Below are 16,644 nucleotides of genomic sequence, written 5' to 3' on the forward strand. Positions count from 1 at the left end.
GCGCCTCATCCTCGCATCCGGGCTTCGGTCGTCATGCGTGGGTACGGACATCCACGGGGGACCGTACTCAATCCGCGAGGCGTGATCCAGCCCACGTCAATCGGCTGGAACTCGACGACACTTTGCCCCGACCTCTAGGAGAGGACTCCTCCGCCCCCAGGGCGGGCGATCACCGACCGGCGCCGCTCGGGCGCATCACGACCACGATCGTCTCGACCGGCGTGCTGCGCTCGAAGTGCAGCGTGAACGGCACGAGGTCACCCGCCCGCCAGCCGGCCCCGGCCCGCAGCGTCACGTCCACACCGCGCGGCGACATGGACAGCACGCCGCCCGCAGGGACGCCGGCCGAGGTCACGTCCGCCTTGTAGGCGGCCCGGCCGCCCAGCATGCGGTGCCCGCTGAGGGTGATCCGGCCGCGCGTGGCGGTGGACGTCACGTTCACCAGCCGGTCGTCCGCGCCGCCGACGTTGGCGATGTCGAAGAGCGCCGCGGTGTCCGTGCTGTCCCCGTACGGCAGGAGGACCCGTCCGTTCGAGACGGTGATCCGGGGCGGGCTGCCCGCCTTCCCGGCCCCGGCCCAGGTCGTCAGCCCTCCCAGGGCGAGGCTGCACGCGGCCACGGGCGCGAGCGCGGCGAGGAGGGTGTCGGTCAGCCGACGGCGAGTGGGTCGCCAGAGGTTCTGCTCGGTCATCGGGTACGCCTCCGGGCGGGAGCGGGCGAGGGCTGCCAGGCGCGCAGCCGCAGGCTGTTGCCCACGACCAGCAGCGAACTCACCGACATCGCCGCCGCGGCGAGCATGGGATCGAGCAGGCCGACCATGGCGAGCGGCACGGTCACGACGTTGTAGCCGAAGGCCCAGACGAGGTTGGCCCGGATCGTGCCCAGCGTGCGCCGGGCGAGCCGGACCGCGTCCGTCAACGCCTCGATGTCCCCGCGTACCAACGTCACGTCGGCTGCCCCGATGGCCACGTCCGTGCCGCTGCCCATGGCGATGCCCAGGTCGGCGCCGGCCAGGGCTGCGGCGTCGTTCACTCCGTCGCCGATGACCGCGACGCGGTAGCCCTGCTCCTGCAGGTCCCGTACGAGGTCGGCCTTGGCCTCGGGGGTGCAGCGGGCGTGCACCTCGTCGATGCCCAGGTCTGCGGCCACGGCCTGCGCGGGTGCCGCACGGTCACCGGTGGCGAGCACCGGCCGCACGCCGAGGCGCCGCAGCCGGTCCACGGCCCGGTAGCTGCCGGGCCGTACCACGTCCCCGACCTCGATCAGGGCCTCGGCCACACCGTCCACCCGGACCAGGACGGGCGTGTGGGCGGCGGCCTCGGCCGCCGACAACGCGTCTGCCAGGGCGGTGGGCAACTCGCCGTCCGGGGCGAGGACTTCCGCCGGCCGGCCCTCGACCAGACCGCGCACGCCCCGCCCCGGCACGGCGGCGAACTCACTCACGTCCGGCAGCGGCCCCTCGGGGAGTTCCCGCCGGGCGCAGGAAGCGATCGCCCGGCCCAGGGGATGCTCCGAGCCGTGCTCGACGGCACCGGCCAGCCGCAGCACCGCTTCCCTGCCGAGCCCGCCCGGTACGGAGGTGACCCGGGCGACGGTCATGTGACCGGAGGTGAGCGTGCCGGTCTTGTCCAGGACGACCGTGTCGATGTGCTGGAGCCCCTCCAGCGCCTGGGGTCCGCTGACCAGGACGCCCAGTTGGGCACCGCGGCCGGTCGCGGCCATCAGCGCGGTCGGCGTGGCCAGGCCGAGCGCGCACGGGCAGGCCACGACGAGCACGGCCACGCACGCGGTGAGGGCGGCCTGCGGGTCGGCCCCGGCACCGAGCCAGAAGCCGAGACAGGTGACGGCCAGCGTCAGCACGACGGGGACGAAGACGCCTGCCACCGTGTCGGCCAGCCGCTGGGCCCGCGCCTTGCCTGCCTGGGCCTCGGTCACCAGCCGGGTGATCCGGGCGAGCCGGGTGTCGGCACCGACGGTCGTGGCCCTCACCAGAAGCAGCCCGCCGGCGTTGACGGCACCGCCGACCACCGCCGAACCCGGCCCGACCTCGACGGGCTCGCTCTCCCCGGTGACCAGGGACAGATCCACTGCGGAACTGCCCTCCGCCACCTGCCCGTCGGTGGCCACGCGCTGCCCCGGCCGTACGACGAAGACCTGCCCCGGCCTCAACCGCTCGATGGGAACGAGCCGTTCGTCGTCGCCTTCGCGGATCGTCACCTCTTTGGCGGCCAGTTGGGCCAGTGAGCTGAGCGCGGCCCCGGTCCCGCGCCTGGCCCGCGCCTCCAGGAACCGCCCCGCCAGGACGAACAGCGGCACACCGACGGCCGCTTCGAGATAGAGGTGCGCCGCGCCGTCCGAAGCCGAGGGCACCAGAGTGAAAGGCATCCGCATGCCGGGCTCCCCTGCGCCGCCGAGGAAGAGCGCGTAGGTGGACCAGGAGAAGGACGCCACCACACCCAGCGACACCAGGGTGTCCATGGTCGCCGCCGCATGCCGGAGCCCACGCGCCGCACGCACATGGAAGGGCGACGCACCCCACACCGCGACCGGCGCGGCCAGCGCGAAGCACAGCCACTGCCAGTTACGGAACTGCAGCGCGGGCACCATCGACAGCACGAGCACGGGCACCGCGAGCAGCGCGGTGATCAGCAGCCGGTCCCGCTCCTGGCGAGCTTCCCCGGACCCACCCGCGTCCTTGCCCTCGCGGGTCTCGGGCTGCTCGGGCGGTTCGGGCAGGGCAGCCGTGTAGCCGGCCTTCTCGACAGCGGCGACGAGTTCCTCGGGGCTGATCCGCGGCGGGTGGCTCACCCGCGCCCGCCCGGTGGCCAGATTGACGGTCGCCGTGACCCCGTCCAGCTTGCCGAGCTTCTTCTCGACACGCCTCACACAGGCCGCGCAGGTCATGCCGCCGACGGTCAGGTCGGTCGTCACCCGGTCGACGGCCACCGGTTCCCCGCCCATCAGTGGCCACCCCCGTGCATGTCCCCCATGCCGTCCGTGCCGCCGCCCCCGCCGGGCTCGCCGTCCCCCCGGCTCGTGCCGGTACCGTGCATACCGGGCGCGACGGGCCCGGCGGCGGCGCCGACGGCGTACGACACCGCGAACACCAGCGCCAGCAGGAGAAGGAATCCGCACAGGGCGGGCGGAGGCACGAGCTTCCGCAACACCGCACCCGCGCCGGAGGAGATTTGCCGGGACTCGTCCATCAACCGCGTCTCCAGATCACGTCGTACGGCGTCGGTCGGATCGCGCCGTACTGCATCAGGAGTCGGGGCCGCCGAGGGTCGAGTTCCGGAGCGACGTTGTGGTCCGCGTCACGTAAGGGACAACTGTGCCCGAAGGCCACGGCGACGGAACGCTGCCCTGCCGACGGCTACCGTCGGCAGGGCAAGTGTGCTATTCCGCCCGGGAACCGGCGGAACGGCCGCGCACGACGGCAAAGCCCGCCGCCGCGAGGCCCAGCACCCCGACGACCAGCCCGGCGATGCCGAGACCGCGGGCGGTCGAGTCACTGGCCGACGCGGTCGACTTGGTGTTGTCCGAGCCCTTCGAACTCGCCGGCGAGGCGGTCGAGGTGCCGCCACCGTCCTCGGTGCCCTTGGCGGTGAGCTTGAGCACGGGTGCCGGGTTCTCCGGCTCCTGGCCGCCCTGGGCCTCCTCGATCCAGCGGACGATCTTGCCGTCGGAGTACGTCTGGAGTGTCTTGAAGGCCAGCTGGCCGGTGTCGTCGGGCAGTTGGCCGAAGGCGACGTTGAAGTCCTCGTACTGGCCCGGCGCGATCTTGCCGCCGGTGAAGGTGATCTCGGAGGCGGCGTCGGTGATGGTGCCGTCGTCGGTCTTGACGGGCGTCTTGAGCTTGGTGTTGGTGACCTGGGCGGTCCAGCCGTCCTGGGGGTGGACCAGCACGCCGAGGACGGGGTGGTCGGTGGGCAGGAAGACCTGGACCTTGGTGGTGGAGGCGTTGTCCTCCTCGTTGGGGACGCGGAAGGTCAGCACGCCGTCGGTGGCGCCCTTGGCGTAGCTGTCGGGGTGGACGGTGACGTGCGCCGAGGCCACGCCCGCGGCGGCGAGAAGTCCGGCGGCGGTCAGGGCCGTGACGGCGCCGGCACGGCGCAGGGTGGTGCGGGTCCTGGACATGAGGTGAGGGATCTCCGTACGGAAGAAGGGATGTCGGGGGTCAGATCGCGTACGACATCCCCTTCGGCGGCCCCCGTCGGTGAACGGCGTACCTCAGCCGTACCTGCCGCAACGCCCACGGCTCACCGGCGGGCCGACGCACCGGCCCTGGCCCGGTCGGTGCGCTCCGCACCCCGCCGGCCAGCTGCCACCAGGCGGCAAGACCCGGCACGAACGCGACCGCCCACCGCAGCAGCGACCACAACGCGGCCTCACCGCGCCGCAGCCACCAGGTCAGCAGCAGAGCCGCCCCGGCATGCGCGGCGGTGGCGTGCGGTGTCAGTGCATGGGGCGACTGGACCATCCGCATGCCGTGCATGACCATCGCGGCGTGACGGGGCTCGGCGGCGTGGAAGACAAGGTGCAGCCCGCCCTGGGAGGCCAGGGTCCCCGTGCCGATGGCGGCCAGCGATCGCTCACGGCCACCCAGCAGACAGCCGGCCGCGAAGACCGGCACGAACCCAGCGGCCTGCACCCACACCGACGGCGCCATGCCCGTGGTCATGGCATGCCCTCCGGCAGCGAGCAGCACGCACAGCACGGCGAACACCGCCGCGCGCACGCTCCGCACCGTCAGGGACACACTCACAGCACCTGATGCTGCCACGCGTCCAAAGGATCTCTCCCCCGGCCCAGGCACACGCATCACCGCCCACGGACTCACACCTCGCCGACCTGCTCCCTCCTTACGAGTCGGACGCGAATGCCGTTCAGTTCCCAGCCACCCTGGCGAAATCGAAGCACCGGCAGCACTCCGAGGAGCACGGGCGCACACCCGCCGTCTCCGCGCCCCCTGCATACGACGGGGTCGCGCGTCCGCCGCATCCGCGCCGGGTATCCCCGGGACAGTCCCCCGCGGCCACCGGCCCGTCCGTTCCATCGTTCCGTCCGGACACCGGAGTGCCGCAAACCCCATGACACGGAGGTGGATCGGCATGACCGACACCAGCGGACTGGAACCCGTCGCCACGTTCTGCGGCGAGTGCGACTGCGGCTGTCCCCAGCTGTTCGTCGACCCGGCCGCCCCGACCGGCCGCCGCATCGTGCTGACCGACGACTTCGGCCAGCGGATACAGATGAGCGCCGACCAGTTCTCATCGATCGTCGCCAACGCCAAGGAGGGCAAGCTGGACGGCATCGCCTGACCGACCGCCGCAGGGCACCGCGAAGGCGGTCCGCACAGGCGACTCCCTGTTCCAGTCGCTGCACGACGCCGGGCCGCCCGACCCTCGCGACCGACCGGGTGTTCCACATCACACCAGCGGCGCGGAACTCACCGTTCCACTCAGCCGACAGCTGACGTGACACCCGTACGCCGCAGGAGCAGCCCCCATGTCCGTCGAACCGCCCCCCACCGCTCCACCCCGCACGGCCGGCGATGCCGGTGAGCCGGCCCTGGACCCTGCTTCGACCGCAACTCCCTCGGCTCTTCGCGCGCTGCGCCCGCTGGTGCTGCGTCTGCACTTCTACGCGGGCGTGTTCGTCGCGCCGTTCCTGCTCGTCGCGGCGGTCACCGGGCTGCTGTACGCGGGCTCGTTCCAGGCCGAGAAGATCGTGTACGCCCACGAACTGACCGTCCCGGTCGGCGGCCACGAGCTGCCGATCTCCCAGCAGGTGGCCGCCGCCCGCAAGGCCCACCCCGAGGGCACCATCTCCGCCGTGCGGCCGTCACCGCAGCCGGACGCGACCACACGCGTACTGCTGTCCGGCGTCAAGGGCGTAGCCGCCGACCACACACTCGCCGTGTTCGTGGACCCTTACACCGGCAAGGTGCGCGGCGCCCTGGAGCAGTACGGCTCCACCGGCGCCCTGCCGCTGCGCACCTGGATCGACATGCTCCACCGCGACCTGCACCTGGGCGACACCGGCCGCCTGTACAGCGAGTTCGCCGCCAGCTGGCTGTGGGTGATCACGGGCGGCGGACTGGTGCTGTGGTTCGGCCGACGCCGCGCCCGCCGCACGGTGCGCGGCACCACGGGACGGCGGCGCTCCCTGACCCTGCACGGCACCGTGGGCGTGTGGGCGGCCGGCGGCCTGTTCTTCCTGTCGGCGACCGGCCTGACCTGGTCCACCTACGCCGGAGCGAACATCGGCGACCTTCGCCAGGCCCTCGGCCAGTCCACGCCGTCCGTCACCGCGACCGTGAGCACCGGGCACGAGGGGCACGGCTCCATGGCGGGCATGGACATGAACGGCATGGACATGGGCTCGCACTCCGGCGCACGGTCCGACGTGGGTCTCGACGCCGTCCTGAAGACGGCCCGCGCCGAGGGCCTGTCCGACCCGGTCGAGATCGTGCCGCCCACGGACTCCTCCTCCGCCTACGTCGTACGGCAGATCCAGCGCAGCTGGCCGGAGAAGCAGGACTCGATCGCCGTCGACCCGGCCACCGGCAAGGTCACCGACGTCCTGCGCTTCTCCGACTACCCGCTGCTCGCCAAGCTGACCCGGTGGGGCATCGACGCCCACACGGGCACACTGTTCGGCCTCGTGAACCAGATCGCGCTGGCAGGCCTCGCCCTGGCGTTGATCCTCCTCATCCTCTGGGGCTACCGCATGTGGTGGCAGCGCGGCCGCGGCTCCGCCTTCGGCCGCCCGATCCCCCGCAGTGCCTGGCGGCAGGTGCCGGTGTACGTGCTGGTGCCCTGCGTCGCGGTGGTCGCCGTCGTCGGCTACTACGTCCCGCTGCTCGGGATCCCGCTCGGCGGCTTCCTCGCGGTGGACATCGTCCTCGGCTGGTTCGCACGCCGTCGTACCGGGCACGCACACGCCTGAACCGGTCGGCCGCGCCTGCGCGGGAGCGTCGCGCGACGCTTGCCGCGATCGCGTGCGGCCGCGGATCTGGTCATGCTTCCTGGGACACGCAGTGTTCGAGCAACGCGGCCATCGGGCCCTCGACGAGCCGGTAGCGCACGATTCGGCCGTCCTTCTCGCCGTGGACGATGCCTGCGGTTCGCAGCAGGCGCAGGGCCTGGGACACGGCCGTGTCCTTCATGCCGGTGGCAACGGCGAGGTCGGAGACGGCGATGGGGCCGGCCTCGTGGAGGGCGAGCAGCAGGGCCAGGCGTCCGGGATCGGAGAGCAGGGAGAAGCGGTCGGCCCAGGCGCGTACGCGTTCGGGTTCGCCGACGGCGGCGATGGCGTCGCAGACCCGATGGCCGTCGATGGTGCGCTGCCCGGCGCGTTCCGCGGGGACGAGATGCATGGACCCATCATCGCAGTCCGCGAAATCCCGCCTCAATACCTGCTCATCTATGCAGTCTTGCAGCCTCGGGTTCCGGCCTTCTAGGGTGAGCGGGCCGTGGTGTTCGGGAAGACCGGTGACAGCCCCTCAGGGGCTCAGTCCGGAGCGGCCCTCGCCACTGTGATCGGGGAGTTCCCGCCCCATGCATTGCCACTGCCTCGCGGCCGGGAAGGCAGGGGCGGGCGCGCAGACCCGTCAGCCAGGAGACCGGCCACGGCAGCACGAAGCTGATCCACGAGGTGCTGGAGCGTGACCGTATGACCCTGTCCCCAGGCGTGCCCGAAACCGCCGCCTCGCCTTCCTTCCGCTGGCGACGCGAGGACACCGTCCGAACCGCCGGCCTCCTGGCCGTTATCGTCGCCCTGCACGTGGTCGCCTTCGGGATCCTCTTCCTGCTCGTGGTGCCACGCCACTACGAGGTCGGCACCAAGGCGTTCGGGGTGGGCCTCGGCATCACGGCCTACACCCTCGGCATGCGGCACGCGTTCGACGCCGACCACATCGCCGCCATCGACAACACCACCCGCAAGCTGATGGCCGACGGCAAACGGCCGGTGTCGGTGGGCTTCTGGTTCGCGCTCGGCCACTCCAGCGTGGTGGTCGTCATGGCGGCGCTGGTCGCGGGCGGCGCGAAGCTCGCGGGCACCCTGATGAACGACGGCTCCCGCACCCACCAGGTACTCGGCACCGTGGGCACCACGGTCTCCGGCGGCTTCCTGTACCTCATCGCCGCCCTCAACCTCGTCGCCCTGGTCGGCATCGCCCGCGTCTTCAAAGCGATGCGGGCCGGGCACTACGACGAGACGGAGCTGGAGGCCCACCTCGACTCGCGCGGTTTCATGAACCGCATTCTCGGCCGCCTCACCAAGTCCATCCGGCGCCCCGGCCAGATGTTCCCGCTCGGCTTCCTCTTCGGCATCGGCTTCGACACCACCACCGAGGTCCTGCTGCTCGCCCTGGCCGGCAACGGCGCCGCCGCCGGCCTCCCCTGGTACGCGATCCTCTGCCTGCCCCTCCTCTTCGCCGCCGGCATGAGCCTCTTCGACACCCTCGACGGCACCTTCATGAACTTCGCCTACCAGTGGGCCTTCTCCAACCCCGTCCGCAAGGTGTTCTACAACCTCACCATCACCGGCCTGTCCATCGCCGTCGCCTTCTTCGTCGGCACCATCGAACTGGTCGGCGTCCTGCACGACAAGCTCGGGCTGAGCGATGGCATCACCGGCTGGATCGCCGGACTGAACCTCGACAACGTCGGCTACGTCATCGTCGGCCTGTTCGTGGTGGTCTGGGCCTTCGCCATCGGCTACTGGCGCCTGGCCAAGGTCGAGGAACGCTGGAGCACCCGCACCGCAGACACCGGCTGACGGCACGCCGTACCGCCGGTAGCCGCCATCAGACCAGCCGCATCCCCGGCCGACATCCCCGTGCGGGGTCGTGCCCAAAGCGTGCCCATAAGACCGGGCAACCGCGGTGAACAGCGGTGCGAAACCAGCCCTCCAGACTGCCGCCCAGGCAGCGTATCCCCAGGTCAGGAGCGGTGTCGCCACTCAAGCGCCGCCGCTTCCCAAGCTGAGAGCGCAAGTTCGATTCTCGTCACCCGCTCCAGAGAGAAACCCCAGGTCAGCGGCCTGGGGTTTCTCTATTGCCGGAGAATCCACCCGGACGCCGACCCGTCGAGCACACGAAGATCGGGCACGGGAAGGGCACGGGCACCACGCAGGCACCGATCGCGTTTGCCGACACGCGCCTCTGGCCTGCGGTTTCGCAGCCTCCACAGCGTGCGTTCACGCATCCGAGCCCTCAGCCTGCCGTTCCCTCGGTCAAGCCGAGTCACGTGCCGCTCCGCCTGAAGGCTTCGGCTGCCCAAGTCCCTTCTACGGCTGCGACTTCAGCGCCCGAACGTTCGCGTCAGAGCGGCAGACCGTCGAGCAGTACCCGGAACGCCTTGCAGCGGCCCATCGGGCGCACGGCCCGGAAGTCGCGCTCGTCGAGGGTGAGGACCGCATCGGTGTCGTAGCCGGCGGCGAGGTCCAGGTCACGATCGCCGTATCGGACACAGACGAACTGCGCGGCGCCCAGACGTCCGTGATCTCCGGCATGGCGACGCGCCGCCGACTCATCCGGCGCCGGAGGTCGTCGATCGCGCCGAGGGCGACTTGCCCCGTCCGAGTTCACGCGTAGCTCCCCCGGCAGCACCGACGACATCGCCCTCCTCGCCCTGCGCCTGCCCGAAACCGAAGCCGAAGCCGAAGCCGAAGCGACGAGTACGGTGCTCACCTCCCCGGAGCCGGCACCAGAACGCGGAACGGGCCGGGCGGCAGGGTCGTAAGGATGTCGTCCCCGGCGCTCCGCCACCCCCAGGACCGCAACGTCTCAACCGCCCTGTGGTCCCGGGCGTCCACCAGCGTGACGACGAGTGCGGCGCCGTGGTCGGCGAGCAGTCACCCCTGCAGGCGCCGGGCCAGGTTCCAGGCACGGTCCGGGTGCACCCGGCGCACGCGGGGCGGGACGACGATCCCGGAGACGACGAAGAGCCGCCCGGCGGCGGCTCGGCGGAGCAGGCAACGGGCCGCCGTATCGCTCATGTCCGCAGCTGGGCTGACAGCGGAGCAGCGCGACTTCGCGAGCTGAGTACGCCGGCTGGAGAGGGGATATCTGCCACGGCGAGACCACATGTCCGTGCCCGCCGGAGTTAGGGTTGTCGCACGAGGCGGATGACGCGAAGGCGGATGGCGCCGAATCCTTCGCAGCACGGGTGCCACGCACACCCGGGTCCCCCGCCGCGCCCCCGAAACGAAGGTGCCATGCCCGCTGAGAACACCCCTGTCGCCGGCAACCTCGACGACGACAACTATCCCGCCTACACCATGGGGCGGGCCGCCGATGTTCTCGGCACCACCCCCGCCTTCCTCCGGGCCGTCGGCGAAGCCGGGCTGATCACCCCGCTGCGTTCGGAGGGCGGCCACCGACGGTATTCCCGCCGCCAGTTGCGCATCGCCGCCCGCGCCCGGGAACTGGTCGACCAGGGCACCCCCGTCGAGGCCGCGTGCCGCATCATCACCCTGGAGGACCAGCTCGACGACGCCCTCCGGCTGAACCGGGAAATGCGCCGGAAACTGGACGAGCCCGGTGCGGATACCTAGTCCCGCCGATACAGAAATACACACTCCAGCGGGATGACAATTACCGGGCCGGTCCGAAAACTCATGACTGCCGCCACCCGCCCTGTGTTAACGTGATAGCTGTTGCGGTTTTGGTTGCCAGAGATTTTTTCTTTGCAGAGCTTTCCGGGATCTTTCCGGAGGTGTGATCATCGCGGCGACTCGGCTCCGCAAAGTGCGGAGTCCGACACTGCCCCTCCAAGGGAGATTCAATATGGCATCTGGCACCGTGAAGTGGTTCAACGCGGAAAAGGGCTTCGGCTTCATCGAGCAGGAGGGTGGCGGCGCTGACGTGTTCGCCCACTACTCGAACATCATCAGCAACGGTGGCTTCCGCGAGCTTCAGGAAGGCCAGAAGGTTAGCTTCGACGTCACGCAGGGCCAGAAGGGCCCGCAGGCCGAGAACATCGTTCCCGCCTGACGCTGACGCGAACCGTCGCGAGCCACTGGTTCGCGCATCATGCGACTGGGGCCCGCACTCTTGGGGTGCGGGCCCCAGTCCATTTTTTTCTACTCCCGCAAGGCCGTAAGGAACGTAAGGAACGTCAACCCAGGGTCTTCGGATTTCACTCGGCTCAGTCCTGTGATTCCTCCTCAAGGAATTCCTCGATACGTGCCGCATCGAGGAAGGCCCCGTGGTGGACCGCACCCGTTCCGTTCGTTCCAGTAGCTCCAGCAGTTCCAGCCGATTCCGGGCGCAGGAACCGCACCGTCGAAATTCCGGTCCGGGCCCCCGGCGCAAGAGCGGTCAACGAACACGCCCCACCGCACGCCGACAGGAGTTCGCCCTGCCGGTCACCCTCACCGAGCCGCTCCCCGCGGTCGAGACGTTCGCCGAACTGGACATGCCCGCACGGCTGCTGGCCGCACTCCGCACCGAGGGCGTGACCGTTCCCTTCCCGATCCAGGCCGCCACCCTGCCGAACGCGCTGGCGGGCCGGGACGTCCTGGGCCGGGGCCGGACGGGCTCGGGCAAGACGCTCGCCTTCGGCCTGCCGGTACTGGCCCGCCTCGACGGGCAGCGGGCCCAGCCCAAACAGCCGCTCGCCCTCGTCCTCGTCCCCACCCGGGAACTCGCCCAGCAGGTCACCGACGCGCTCACCCCGTACGCCCGCGCCCTGCGCCTGCGGCTCGCCACCGTGGTGGGCGGCATGTCGATCGGCCGGCAGGCGAGTGCGCTGCGCGGCGGCGCCGAGGTCGTCGTCGCCACGCCCGGCCGTCTCAAGGACCTCATCGAGCGAGGAGCCTGCCGGCTGGACCAGGTCGCCGTCACCGTCCTGGACGAGGCCGACCAGATGGCCGACATGGGCTTCATGCCGCAGGTGACCGAGCTGCTCGGCCAAGTCCCCGCCCGCGGCCAGCGGTTGCTGTTCTCGGCCACTCTGGACCGCAACATCGACCTCCTGGTGCGCCGGTACCTCCACGACCCCGTCGTGCACTCGGTCGACCCGTCCGCGGGAGCGGTCACCACCATGGAGCACCATCTGCTGCACGTGCGCGATGCCGACAAGGACACCGCCGCGACCGAGATCGCCGCCCGCGACGGGCGCGTGATCATGTTCCTGGACACCAAGCACGCGGTGGACCGGCTTGCCACGCACCTGCTGTCCGTCGGAGTGCGCGCATCGGCCCTCCACGGCGGCAAGTCCCAGCAGCAACGCAACCGGACGCTCGCCCAGTTCAAGGACGGCCATGTCACGGCCCTGGTGGCCACCAACGTCGCCGCCCGCGGCATCCACGTCGCGGGCCTCGACCTCGTCGTGAACGTCGACCCTCCCGGCGACCACAAGGACTACCTGCACCGCGGCGGCCGTACGGCACGCGCCGGCGAGTCCGGCACCGTCGTCACCCTCGTCCTGCCGCACCAGCGCCGCGCCGTGGACCGTCTGATGGCCGACGCCGGTATCGATCCGGGCACCGCTCGGATCCGTCCCGGCGAGGCCGAACTGCAGCGCATCACCGGCGCCCGGACCCCCTCCGGCGTGCCCGTCACCCTCACCGCGCCGGTCGACGGACGAACCGAGGGCGGGCGCGAGGGCAAGGGATCCGCCGGCCGGAATCGCAGGGGGCGGGCCGCCGGCCACGGCGGGAGCGGCCGGGCCGCCGCCCGCACCCGTCGCTCCGCCCGGGGGAACACCCCGTAGCCCCCGTACGGGGACGCACTCCCAGCAGTCAGGCAGATCCGTCGCCCGTCCCGCCCGCCCCGACGAAGAGGAGAAGCCCTTGACGCAGTATCCGTCCCGGACACAGCAGGCCGGCAGTACCGACGGCATCGGTCTGACCGCCCGCGACGCCATGCACGCTCCGGGGCCCCAGGTCGACGACCACATGACGGTCGACGTCGCCCTGTCCGTGCTCATCGGTGCCCGAGTCCCGCACCTGCTCCTCCGGGACGAGGACGGGCGGTGCGCGGGACTGGTCACCCGGGCCCAGCTCGCCGCGCACCGCGGTGGCTCGTGGTACATCGACCGGACCCGGCTGCGGGACATCCCGCTCGACCGCGGACCGTTCACCTCGTCCGGCGCCGCACTCGACGAGGCGGAGGCCGCCATGCGGGACCGGACCCTGGACGTGTCCCCCGTGATCGACGAACACGGCTACGCCCTGGGCATCCTCGCCCTCACGTCCTGAGCCATCACTCCCTGACCGCCCTGTGGAGGCATCCATGCGTTGTGTCATCGCCCGGTTCCCCTTCGACCTGACCAAGTTCGAGGTCGAGCAGTCGATGAGCGGCATCACGCCCGAACCCGCCATCGGCGTGTGCGTCACGATCGAACGCCGCGTCTACCCCGTGATGCAGGTCGGGGAAGTGATCACCAGACAGAACCGCCGCGACTTCACCTCGGTCGAGATGCGCCGCGCACTGACCCGCCTCGGTTTCACCTGCCACGACGCGCGCCCGGTCACACCGGGCTGGGACGCGCGAGCCGACGAGGACGCACTCGGTTGGTGATGCTTTCCGGGGCGACGGCAGGTCATGCGCCATTCGCGGGTTGGAGGACCAAGGATGTGGCACCCGGCCTGTGAGCGGACCGGACGCGCGAACCGCGTCCCGGAGGGGCCGGCGGTTCGGCAATGAGCCGCAAGCCGCACGAGACCGGTATGGCCCGCTCCGCCCGGTTGTCGCCACCAGGCTGCCCGGCGACAACCGGTGCGGCCTGTCCGAGTCACACCCACAGCGCTGCGCATGTGCACGCGCAGCTTGCAGTCCGCGGCGGCAGATCGCCGACCGCGCCGGCTGGTGACGCGGCGCTGCTCCTCATACCTTCTCGGCCAGCACGCGTGGATGCCCGGCGGTGAGCAGACCGATGTCCTCGGCACCGGAGGTCAGGATCGTCACCCGGCCGGGATGCTGCAGGGCGGTCGCACACAGCATGGCATCGATCGCGTACTTGTGGCCGTGCAGCCCCGCAGCCCGCAGCAGCGAAGCGGCGGACCGCGCAACCGTCTGGGGCACCTCGCCGAGCCGGCTGCGCCGGCACCGCCGCTTCCGATCACTGCCGGTCAAGCCAGGACGCCACCTCGCTACTCGACCTTGCGGCCTGAGAACGCATCAGCGTCGGGCCAAGAAAGGCACCCTGATCCCTCGGTATGTGATTCTCCGTGGCCACGGCAGCGCCGCGCTGGTCACTGTCTGTTCTCGTTCAACAACCTCGCCCCCCTTTTCCGACATGATCCGGGGTCATGACCGTCCCCGAAGACAAGAGGTCCGGCAAGAACGCGCTCCGCCCGGAACTGTAAGGAGTGCCACGCCTTCCTCGACCCGGGCGACATCCTCGTGGTCCCCTCGCCCGACCGCTACGGCCGCAGCCTTCAGGACCTCGTCAACATGGTCGCCGAACTCCTCGGAGTCTCCCCGGGCACCCTGCGCGCCGACGCCGTCCCCCGTCAGCTCGAAGCTCCTACGAGGCAGGCGAATCCCAACAAGATCGTTCTCACCGGGATTTCCTGCACCCCAACTACCCACACCCGGAGTCGTGGAGATACTCCACGGCCTTGACCACGGTGCCGGTGCCTTCGAGCGCGGTCACCTCGTCGGCGGGTGCTGTGGTGTCGGTGACGAGCGTGTGCAGGAGTGTGGAGGGGCCGACGTACGCGTAGGCGGTGTGGCCGAGCTTGCTGCCGTCGGCTGCGACGATGACGCGGCGCGCGGAGGCGATGCCGGCCTTCTTCACGGCTGCGTCATCGAGGTCGTAGGCGGTCAGCCCCTCGGCTGCGCTCAGACCACAGCAGCCCATGACGGCAGTGTCGAAGCGCAGTGCCGCCAGGGAAGCGAGGGTGAGGGGGCCGGTGAGGGCTCCCTCGGCGGCCCGAGGCTGCCCGCCGGGCACCATCAGCGTGGCCCGGCCCTGGCCCTCGCCGAGTACATGGATGGCCTGCAATGACAGGGGCATCACCGTGACCGGCCGCCGGCGCAGCAGGTGGGCGATCTCCAGGCAGGTGGTGCCGCTGTCGAGGAGGACGGTCTCGCCGTCGGCGATGAGCGAGGACACCTCGGCCGCGATGCGGCGCTTGGCGTCGACGGCCTCGCGAGCACGTAGCGCGAAGGGCGGCTCCTCGCCCCGCAGCAGCAGGGTGCGCGCCCCGCCACGGACGCGCTCGAGAACGCCTTGTGCGGCCAGCACGTCGAGGTCGCGCCGGATCGTCATCTCGGACGCGCCGGTCAGTTCGGCGAGTTCCAGGACCGTGGTCCTTCCCGACTCCCTGACGGCCTGCACGATCATCCCGTGTCGGTCTGCGTTGCTCATACCGCGATTGAACACCCCTCGAAACGAACAATCAATGTGTGCGAAGTGACAGTGTTCAACCATTAATGATGTTCGTTACGGTGGCGGCCATGAATGATCCGCTGCGATCCGCCCGAGTGGCGACCTTTGTCTACTTCATCCTGTGCGGCACCACGATGGGCACCTGGGTGGTGCACATCCCCGGTATCGAGGAGCGCGTCGGCATCAGCCACGCGACGCTCGGGGGACTGCTGGTGCTGCTGGGCGTGGGGGCCTTCACCGGCATGCAGGCGGCCGGGCGTCTGACGGACCGGCTCGGAGCGCGCATCGTCGTCCCCGCCACCGGCGTACTGTGCAGCGCGGCCCTTGCACTGCCCGGTCTTGCCCGGGACCCGTGGACGCTGGCAGGTGCCCTGCTGGTCTTCGGGTTCTGCAACGGCTGCCTGGACGTGAGCATGAACGCCCACGCCGTACACGTGGAGAAGGCGTACGGCCGTCCCGTCATGTCGGCCTTCCACGCCACGTTCTCGGTCGGCGGTGTCCTTGCCTCTCTCCTCGGAGCAGCCACGGCGAGCGTCGGCCTGAACCCGGCCGCAGGCATGGCCGCGGTGGGAGCCCTGGGCATCGTGGTCGCCCTGGTACCGGCGGGTGCCCTGCTGCCGGCCGCACCCGCCGCCGACCCGGACCCGGTGGAGGAGGCCGAGCGTGCGCCGGCCGCCGGGCGCCGCAGAACCAGCGGGCGCATCCGGCTCCTCGCCACCCTGGCTCTGATGGTCATGCTGTGCGAAGGAGCCGCCAACGACTGGAGCACGCTGCACCTGAAGGACGTCCTCGGTGCATCCGCGAGCACCGCCGCCTTCGCGTACGGCACCTTCGCGGCGACCATGACGATCGGCCGACTGCTCGCCGACCGCCTCGTCGCCCGGTTCGGGTCCATGGCCATCCTGCGCCACGGCGGGACCACGGCCGCCGTCGGCATCACGTTCGTGGCCCTCTGCCCGTGGATGTGGGCCGCGTTCGCGGGCTGGGCGCTGTTCGGTCTCGGGCTGTCCGGCTGTGTCCCGCAGTTGTTCAGTGCAGCCGGGCACGCCGACCCCTGTGCTGCCGGGGCCAACGTCTCCCGCGTCGCCGGGCTCGGCTACGTCGGCATGCTCGCCGGCCCCGCCGTCATCGGCTGGCTGACCCACCTCGTCGCCCTGAACCACGCCTTCGTACTGCTGACCCTGCTGAGTGCGATCACCGCAGCGGCCGCCGGGATCCTGCGTACCGGATCCGACCACACGCGCGAGGCGGCAGCGAGCAGCCGCTGAACGCCTCTCGGGATCCGGAGGAA

Annotated in this window: 18 protein-coding genes, 2 pseudogenes and 1 riboswitch; of the genes and pseudogenes, 10 read left to right on the top strand and 10 right to left on the bottom strand. The window is 71.0% G+C overall.

What is annotated here, in order from left to right; genetic code table 11:
- Positions 1 to 169: 169 nt before the first annotated feature.
- The 5 genes from BIV25_RS28090 to BIV25_RS28110 form a co-directional block, all read right to left on the bottom strand.
- Positions 170 to 691: a copper chaperone PCu(A)C gene (locus tag BIV25_RS28090; protein WP_071375239.1), complete on the bottom strand. Its 522-nt coding sequence runs from the start codon at positions 689 to 691 to the stop codon at positions 170 to 172.
- Complete coding sequence (locus BIV25_RS28095; RefSeq protein ID WP_071375240.1) at positions 688 to 2,961, bottom strand: cation-translocating P-type ATPase; 2,274 nt, start codon at positions 2,959 to 2,961, stop codon at positions 688 to 690. The genes BIV25_RS28090 and BIV25_RS28095 overlap by 4 nt, the downstream gene beginning before the upstream one ends.
- Entirely contained in the window at positions 2,961 to 3,206 is a 246-nt protein-coding gene (locus BIV25_RS28100; RefSeq protein WP_071375241.1) for a hypothetical protein, read from the bottom strand. The genes BIV25_RS28095 and BIV25_RS28100 overlap by 1 nt, the downstream gene beginning before the upstream one ends.
- Before the next feature lie 190 nt (positions 3,207 to 3,396).
- Positions 3,397 to 4,137: a YcnI family protein gene (locus BIV25_RS28105; protein ID WP_071375242.1), complete on the bottom strand. Its 741-nt coding sequence runs from the start codon at positions 4,135 to 4,137 to the stop codon at positions 3,397 to 3,399.
- A gap of 40 nt (positions 4,138 to 4,177) precedes the next feature.
- A complete protein-coding gene (locus BIV25_RS28110) occupies positions 4,178 to 4,765 on the bottom strand; it encodes a hypothetical protein (RefSeq protein ID WP_256256128.1) in 588 nt (195 codons plus the stop codon).
- Positions 4,766 to 5,111: 346 nt separating this feature from the next.
- Between BIV25_RS28110 and BIV25_RS28115 the strand changes: the two genes are divergently transcribed.
- The gene (locus tag BIV25_RS28115; RefSeq protein WP_071375243.1) at positions 5,112 to 5,321 is read left to right on the top strand and encodes a hypothetical protein; all 210 of its coding nucleotides are present in this window, start codon (positions 5,112 to 5,114) and stop codon (positions 5,319 to 5,321) included.
- Between the two features lie 187 nt (positions 5,322 to 5,508).
- Positions 5,509 to 6,951 (top strand): PepSY domain-containing protein, encoded by a 1,443-nt coding sequence (locus tag BIV25_RS28120; RefSeq protein ID WP_079176932.1) that lies wholly within the window; start codon positions 5,509 to 5,511, stop codon positions 6,949 to 6,951.
- Positions 6,952 to 7,021: 70 nt separating this feature from the next.
- Here the strand turns inward: BIV25_RS28120 and BIV25_RS28125 are convergent, their stop codons facing one another.
- Entirely contained in the window at positions 7,022 to 7,381 is a 360-nt protein-coding gene (locus tag BIV25_RS28125) for a helix-turn-helix transcriptional regulator (protein WP_071375244.1), read from the bottom strand.
- An 80-nt stretch (positions 7,382 to 7,461) separates the two neighbouring features.
- Positions 7,462 to 7,651: riboswitch (cobalamin riboswitch) on the top strand.
- A 26-nt stretch (positions 7,652 to 7,677) separates the two neighbouring features.
- On the opposite strand from BIV25_RS28125, the gene BIV25_RS28130 reads away from it, so the two are divergent.
- Complete coding sequence (locus BIV25_RS28130; protein ID WP_071375320.1) at positions 7,678 to 8,787, top strand: HoxN/HupN/NixA family nickel/cobalt transporter; 1,110 nt, start codon at positions 7,678 to 7,680, stop codon at positions 8,785 to 8,787.
- Positions 8,788 to 9,331: 544 nt separating this feature from the next.
- Here the strand turns inward: BIV25_RS28130 and BIV25_RS28135 are convergent.
- Positions 9,332 to 9,605, bottom strand: a pseudogene (locus tag BIV25_RS28135) (VapC toxin family PIN domain ribonuclease); the annotation flags it as partial.
- Between the two features lie 259 nt (positions 9,606 to 9,864).
- Positions 9,865 to 10,008, bottom strand: coding sequence for a hypothetical protein (locus tag BIV25_RS51340; protein WP_177235438.1), 144 nt, complete (start codon positions 10,006 to 10,008; stop codon positions 9,865 to 9,867).
- Between the two features lie 219 nt (positions 10,009 to 10,227).
- Here BIV25_RS51340 and BIV25_RS28140 point away from each other — a divergent pair, with 219 nt between their 5' ends.
- From BIV25_RS28140 to BIV25_RS28160, 5 genes are all read left to right on the top strand, one after another.
- Complete coding sequence (locus BIV25_RS28140; RefSeq protein ID WP_071375245.1) at positions 10,228 to 10,566, top strand: MerR family transcriptional regulator; 339 nt, start codon at positions 10,228 to 10,230, stop codon at positions 10,564 to 10,566.
- A 232-nt stretch (positions 10,567 to 10,798) separates the two neighbouring features.
- Positions 10,799 to 11,005, top strand: coding sequence for a cold-shock protein (locus BIV25_RS28145; protein WP_020943091.1), 207 nt, complete (start codon positions 10,799 to 10,801; stop codon positions 11,003 to 11,005).
- 217 nt (positions 11,006 to 11,222) lie between these two features.
- Positions 11,223 to 12,728 (top strand): DEAD/DEAH box helicase, encoded by a 1,506-nt coding sequence (locus BIV25_RS28150; protein ID WP_079176942.1) that lies wholly within the window; start codon positions 11,223 to 11,225, stop codon positions 12,726 to 12,728.
- A gap of 151 nt (positions 12,729 to 12,879) precedes the next feature.
- Positions 12,880 to 13,215: a CBS domain-containing protein gene (locus tag BIV25_RS28155; protein ID WP_107486368.1), complete on the top strand. Its 336-nt coding sequence runs from the start codon at positions 12,880 to 12,882 to the stop codon at positions 13,213 to 13,215.
- Positions 13,216 to 13,249: 34 nt separating this feature from the next.
- A complete protein-coding gene (locus BIV25_RS28160; protein ID WP_071375248.1) occupies positions 13,250 to 13,537 on the top strand; it encodes an SCO5918 family protein in 288 nt (95 codons plus the stop codon).
- 306 nt (positions 13,538 to 13,843) lie between these two features.
- Here BIV25_RS28160 and BIV25_RS28165 read toward each other — a convergent pair.
- Positions 13,844 to 14,035 (bottom strand): annotated as a pseudogene (locus BIV25_RS28165) (DNA-binding protein); the annotation flags it as partial.
- A gap of 327 nt (positions 14,036 to 14,362) precedes the next feature.
- Here BIV25_RS28165 and BIV25_RS54545 point away from each other — a divergent pair.
- On the top strand, positions 14,363 to 14,584 hold the full coding sequence (locus BIV25_RS54545; RefSeq protein WP_371273069.1) for a hypothetical protein: 222 nt from the start codon (positions 14,363 to 14,365) through the stop codon (positions 14,582 to 14,584).
- Here the strand turns inward: BIV25_RS54545 and BIV25_RS28170 are convergent.
- Positions 14,544 to 15,332, bottom strand: coding sequence for a DeoR/GlpR family DNA-binding transcription regulator (locus BIV25_RS28170; RefSeq protein ID WP_071375249.1), 789 nt, complete (start codon positions 15,330 to 15,332; stop codon positions 14,544 to 14,546). The genes BIV25_RS54545 and BIV25_RS28170 overlap by 41 nt on opposite strands.
- A gap of 89 nt (positions 15,333 to 15,421) precedes the next feature.
- Between BIV25_RS28170 and BIV25_RS28175 the strand changes: the two genes are divergently transcribed.
- The gene (locus BIV25_RS28175; RefSeq protein WP_256256129.1) at positions 15,422 to 16,621 is read left to right on the top strand and encodes an MFS transporter; all 1,200 of its coding nucleotides are present in this window, start codon (positions 15,422 to 15,424) and stop codon (positions 16,619 to 16,621) included.
- The last annotated feature ends 23 nt before the right edge of the window (positions 16,622 to 16,644 follow it).

The sequence above is a fragment of the Streptomyces sp. MUSC 14 genome (assembly GCF_001866675.1).
In the GTDB taxonomy this organism is placed as follows: Bacteria; Actinomycetota; Actinomycetes; order Streptomycetales; family Streptomycetaceae; genus Streptomyces.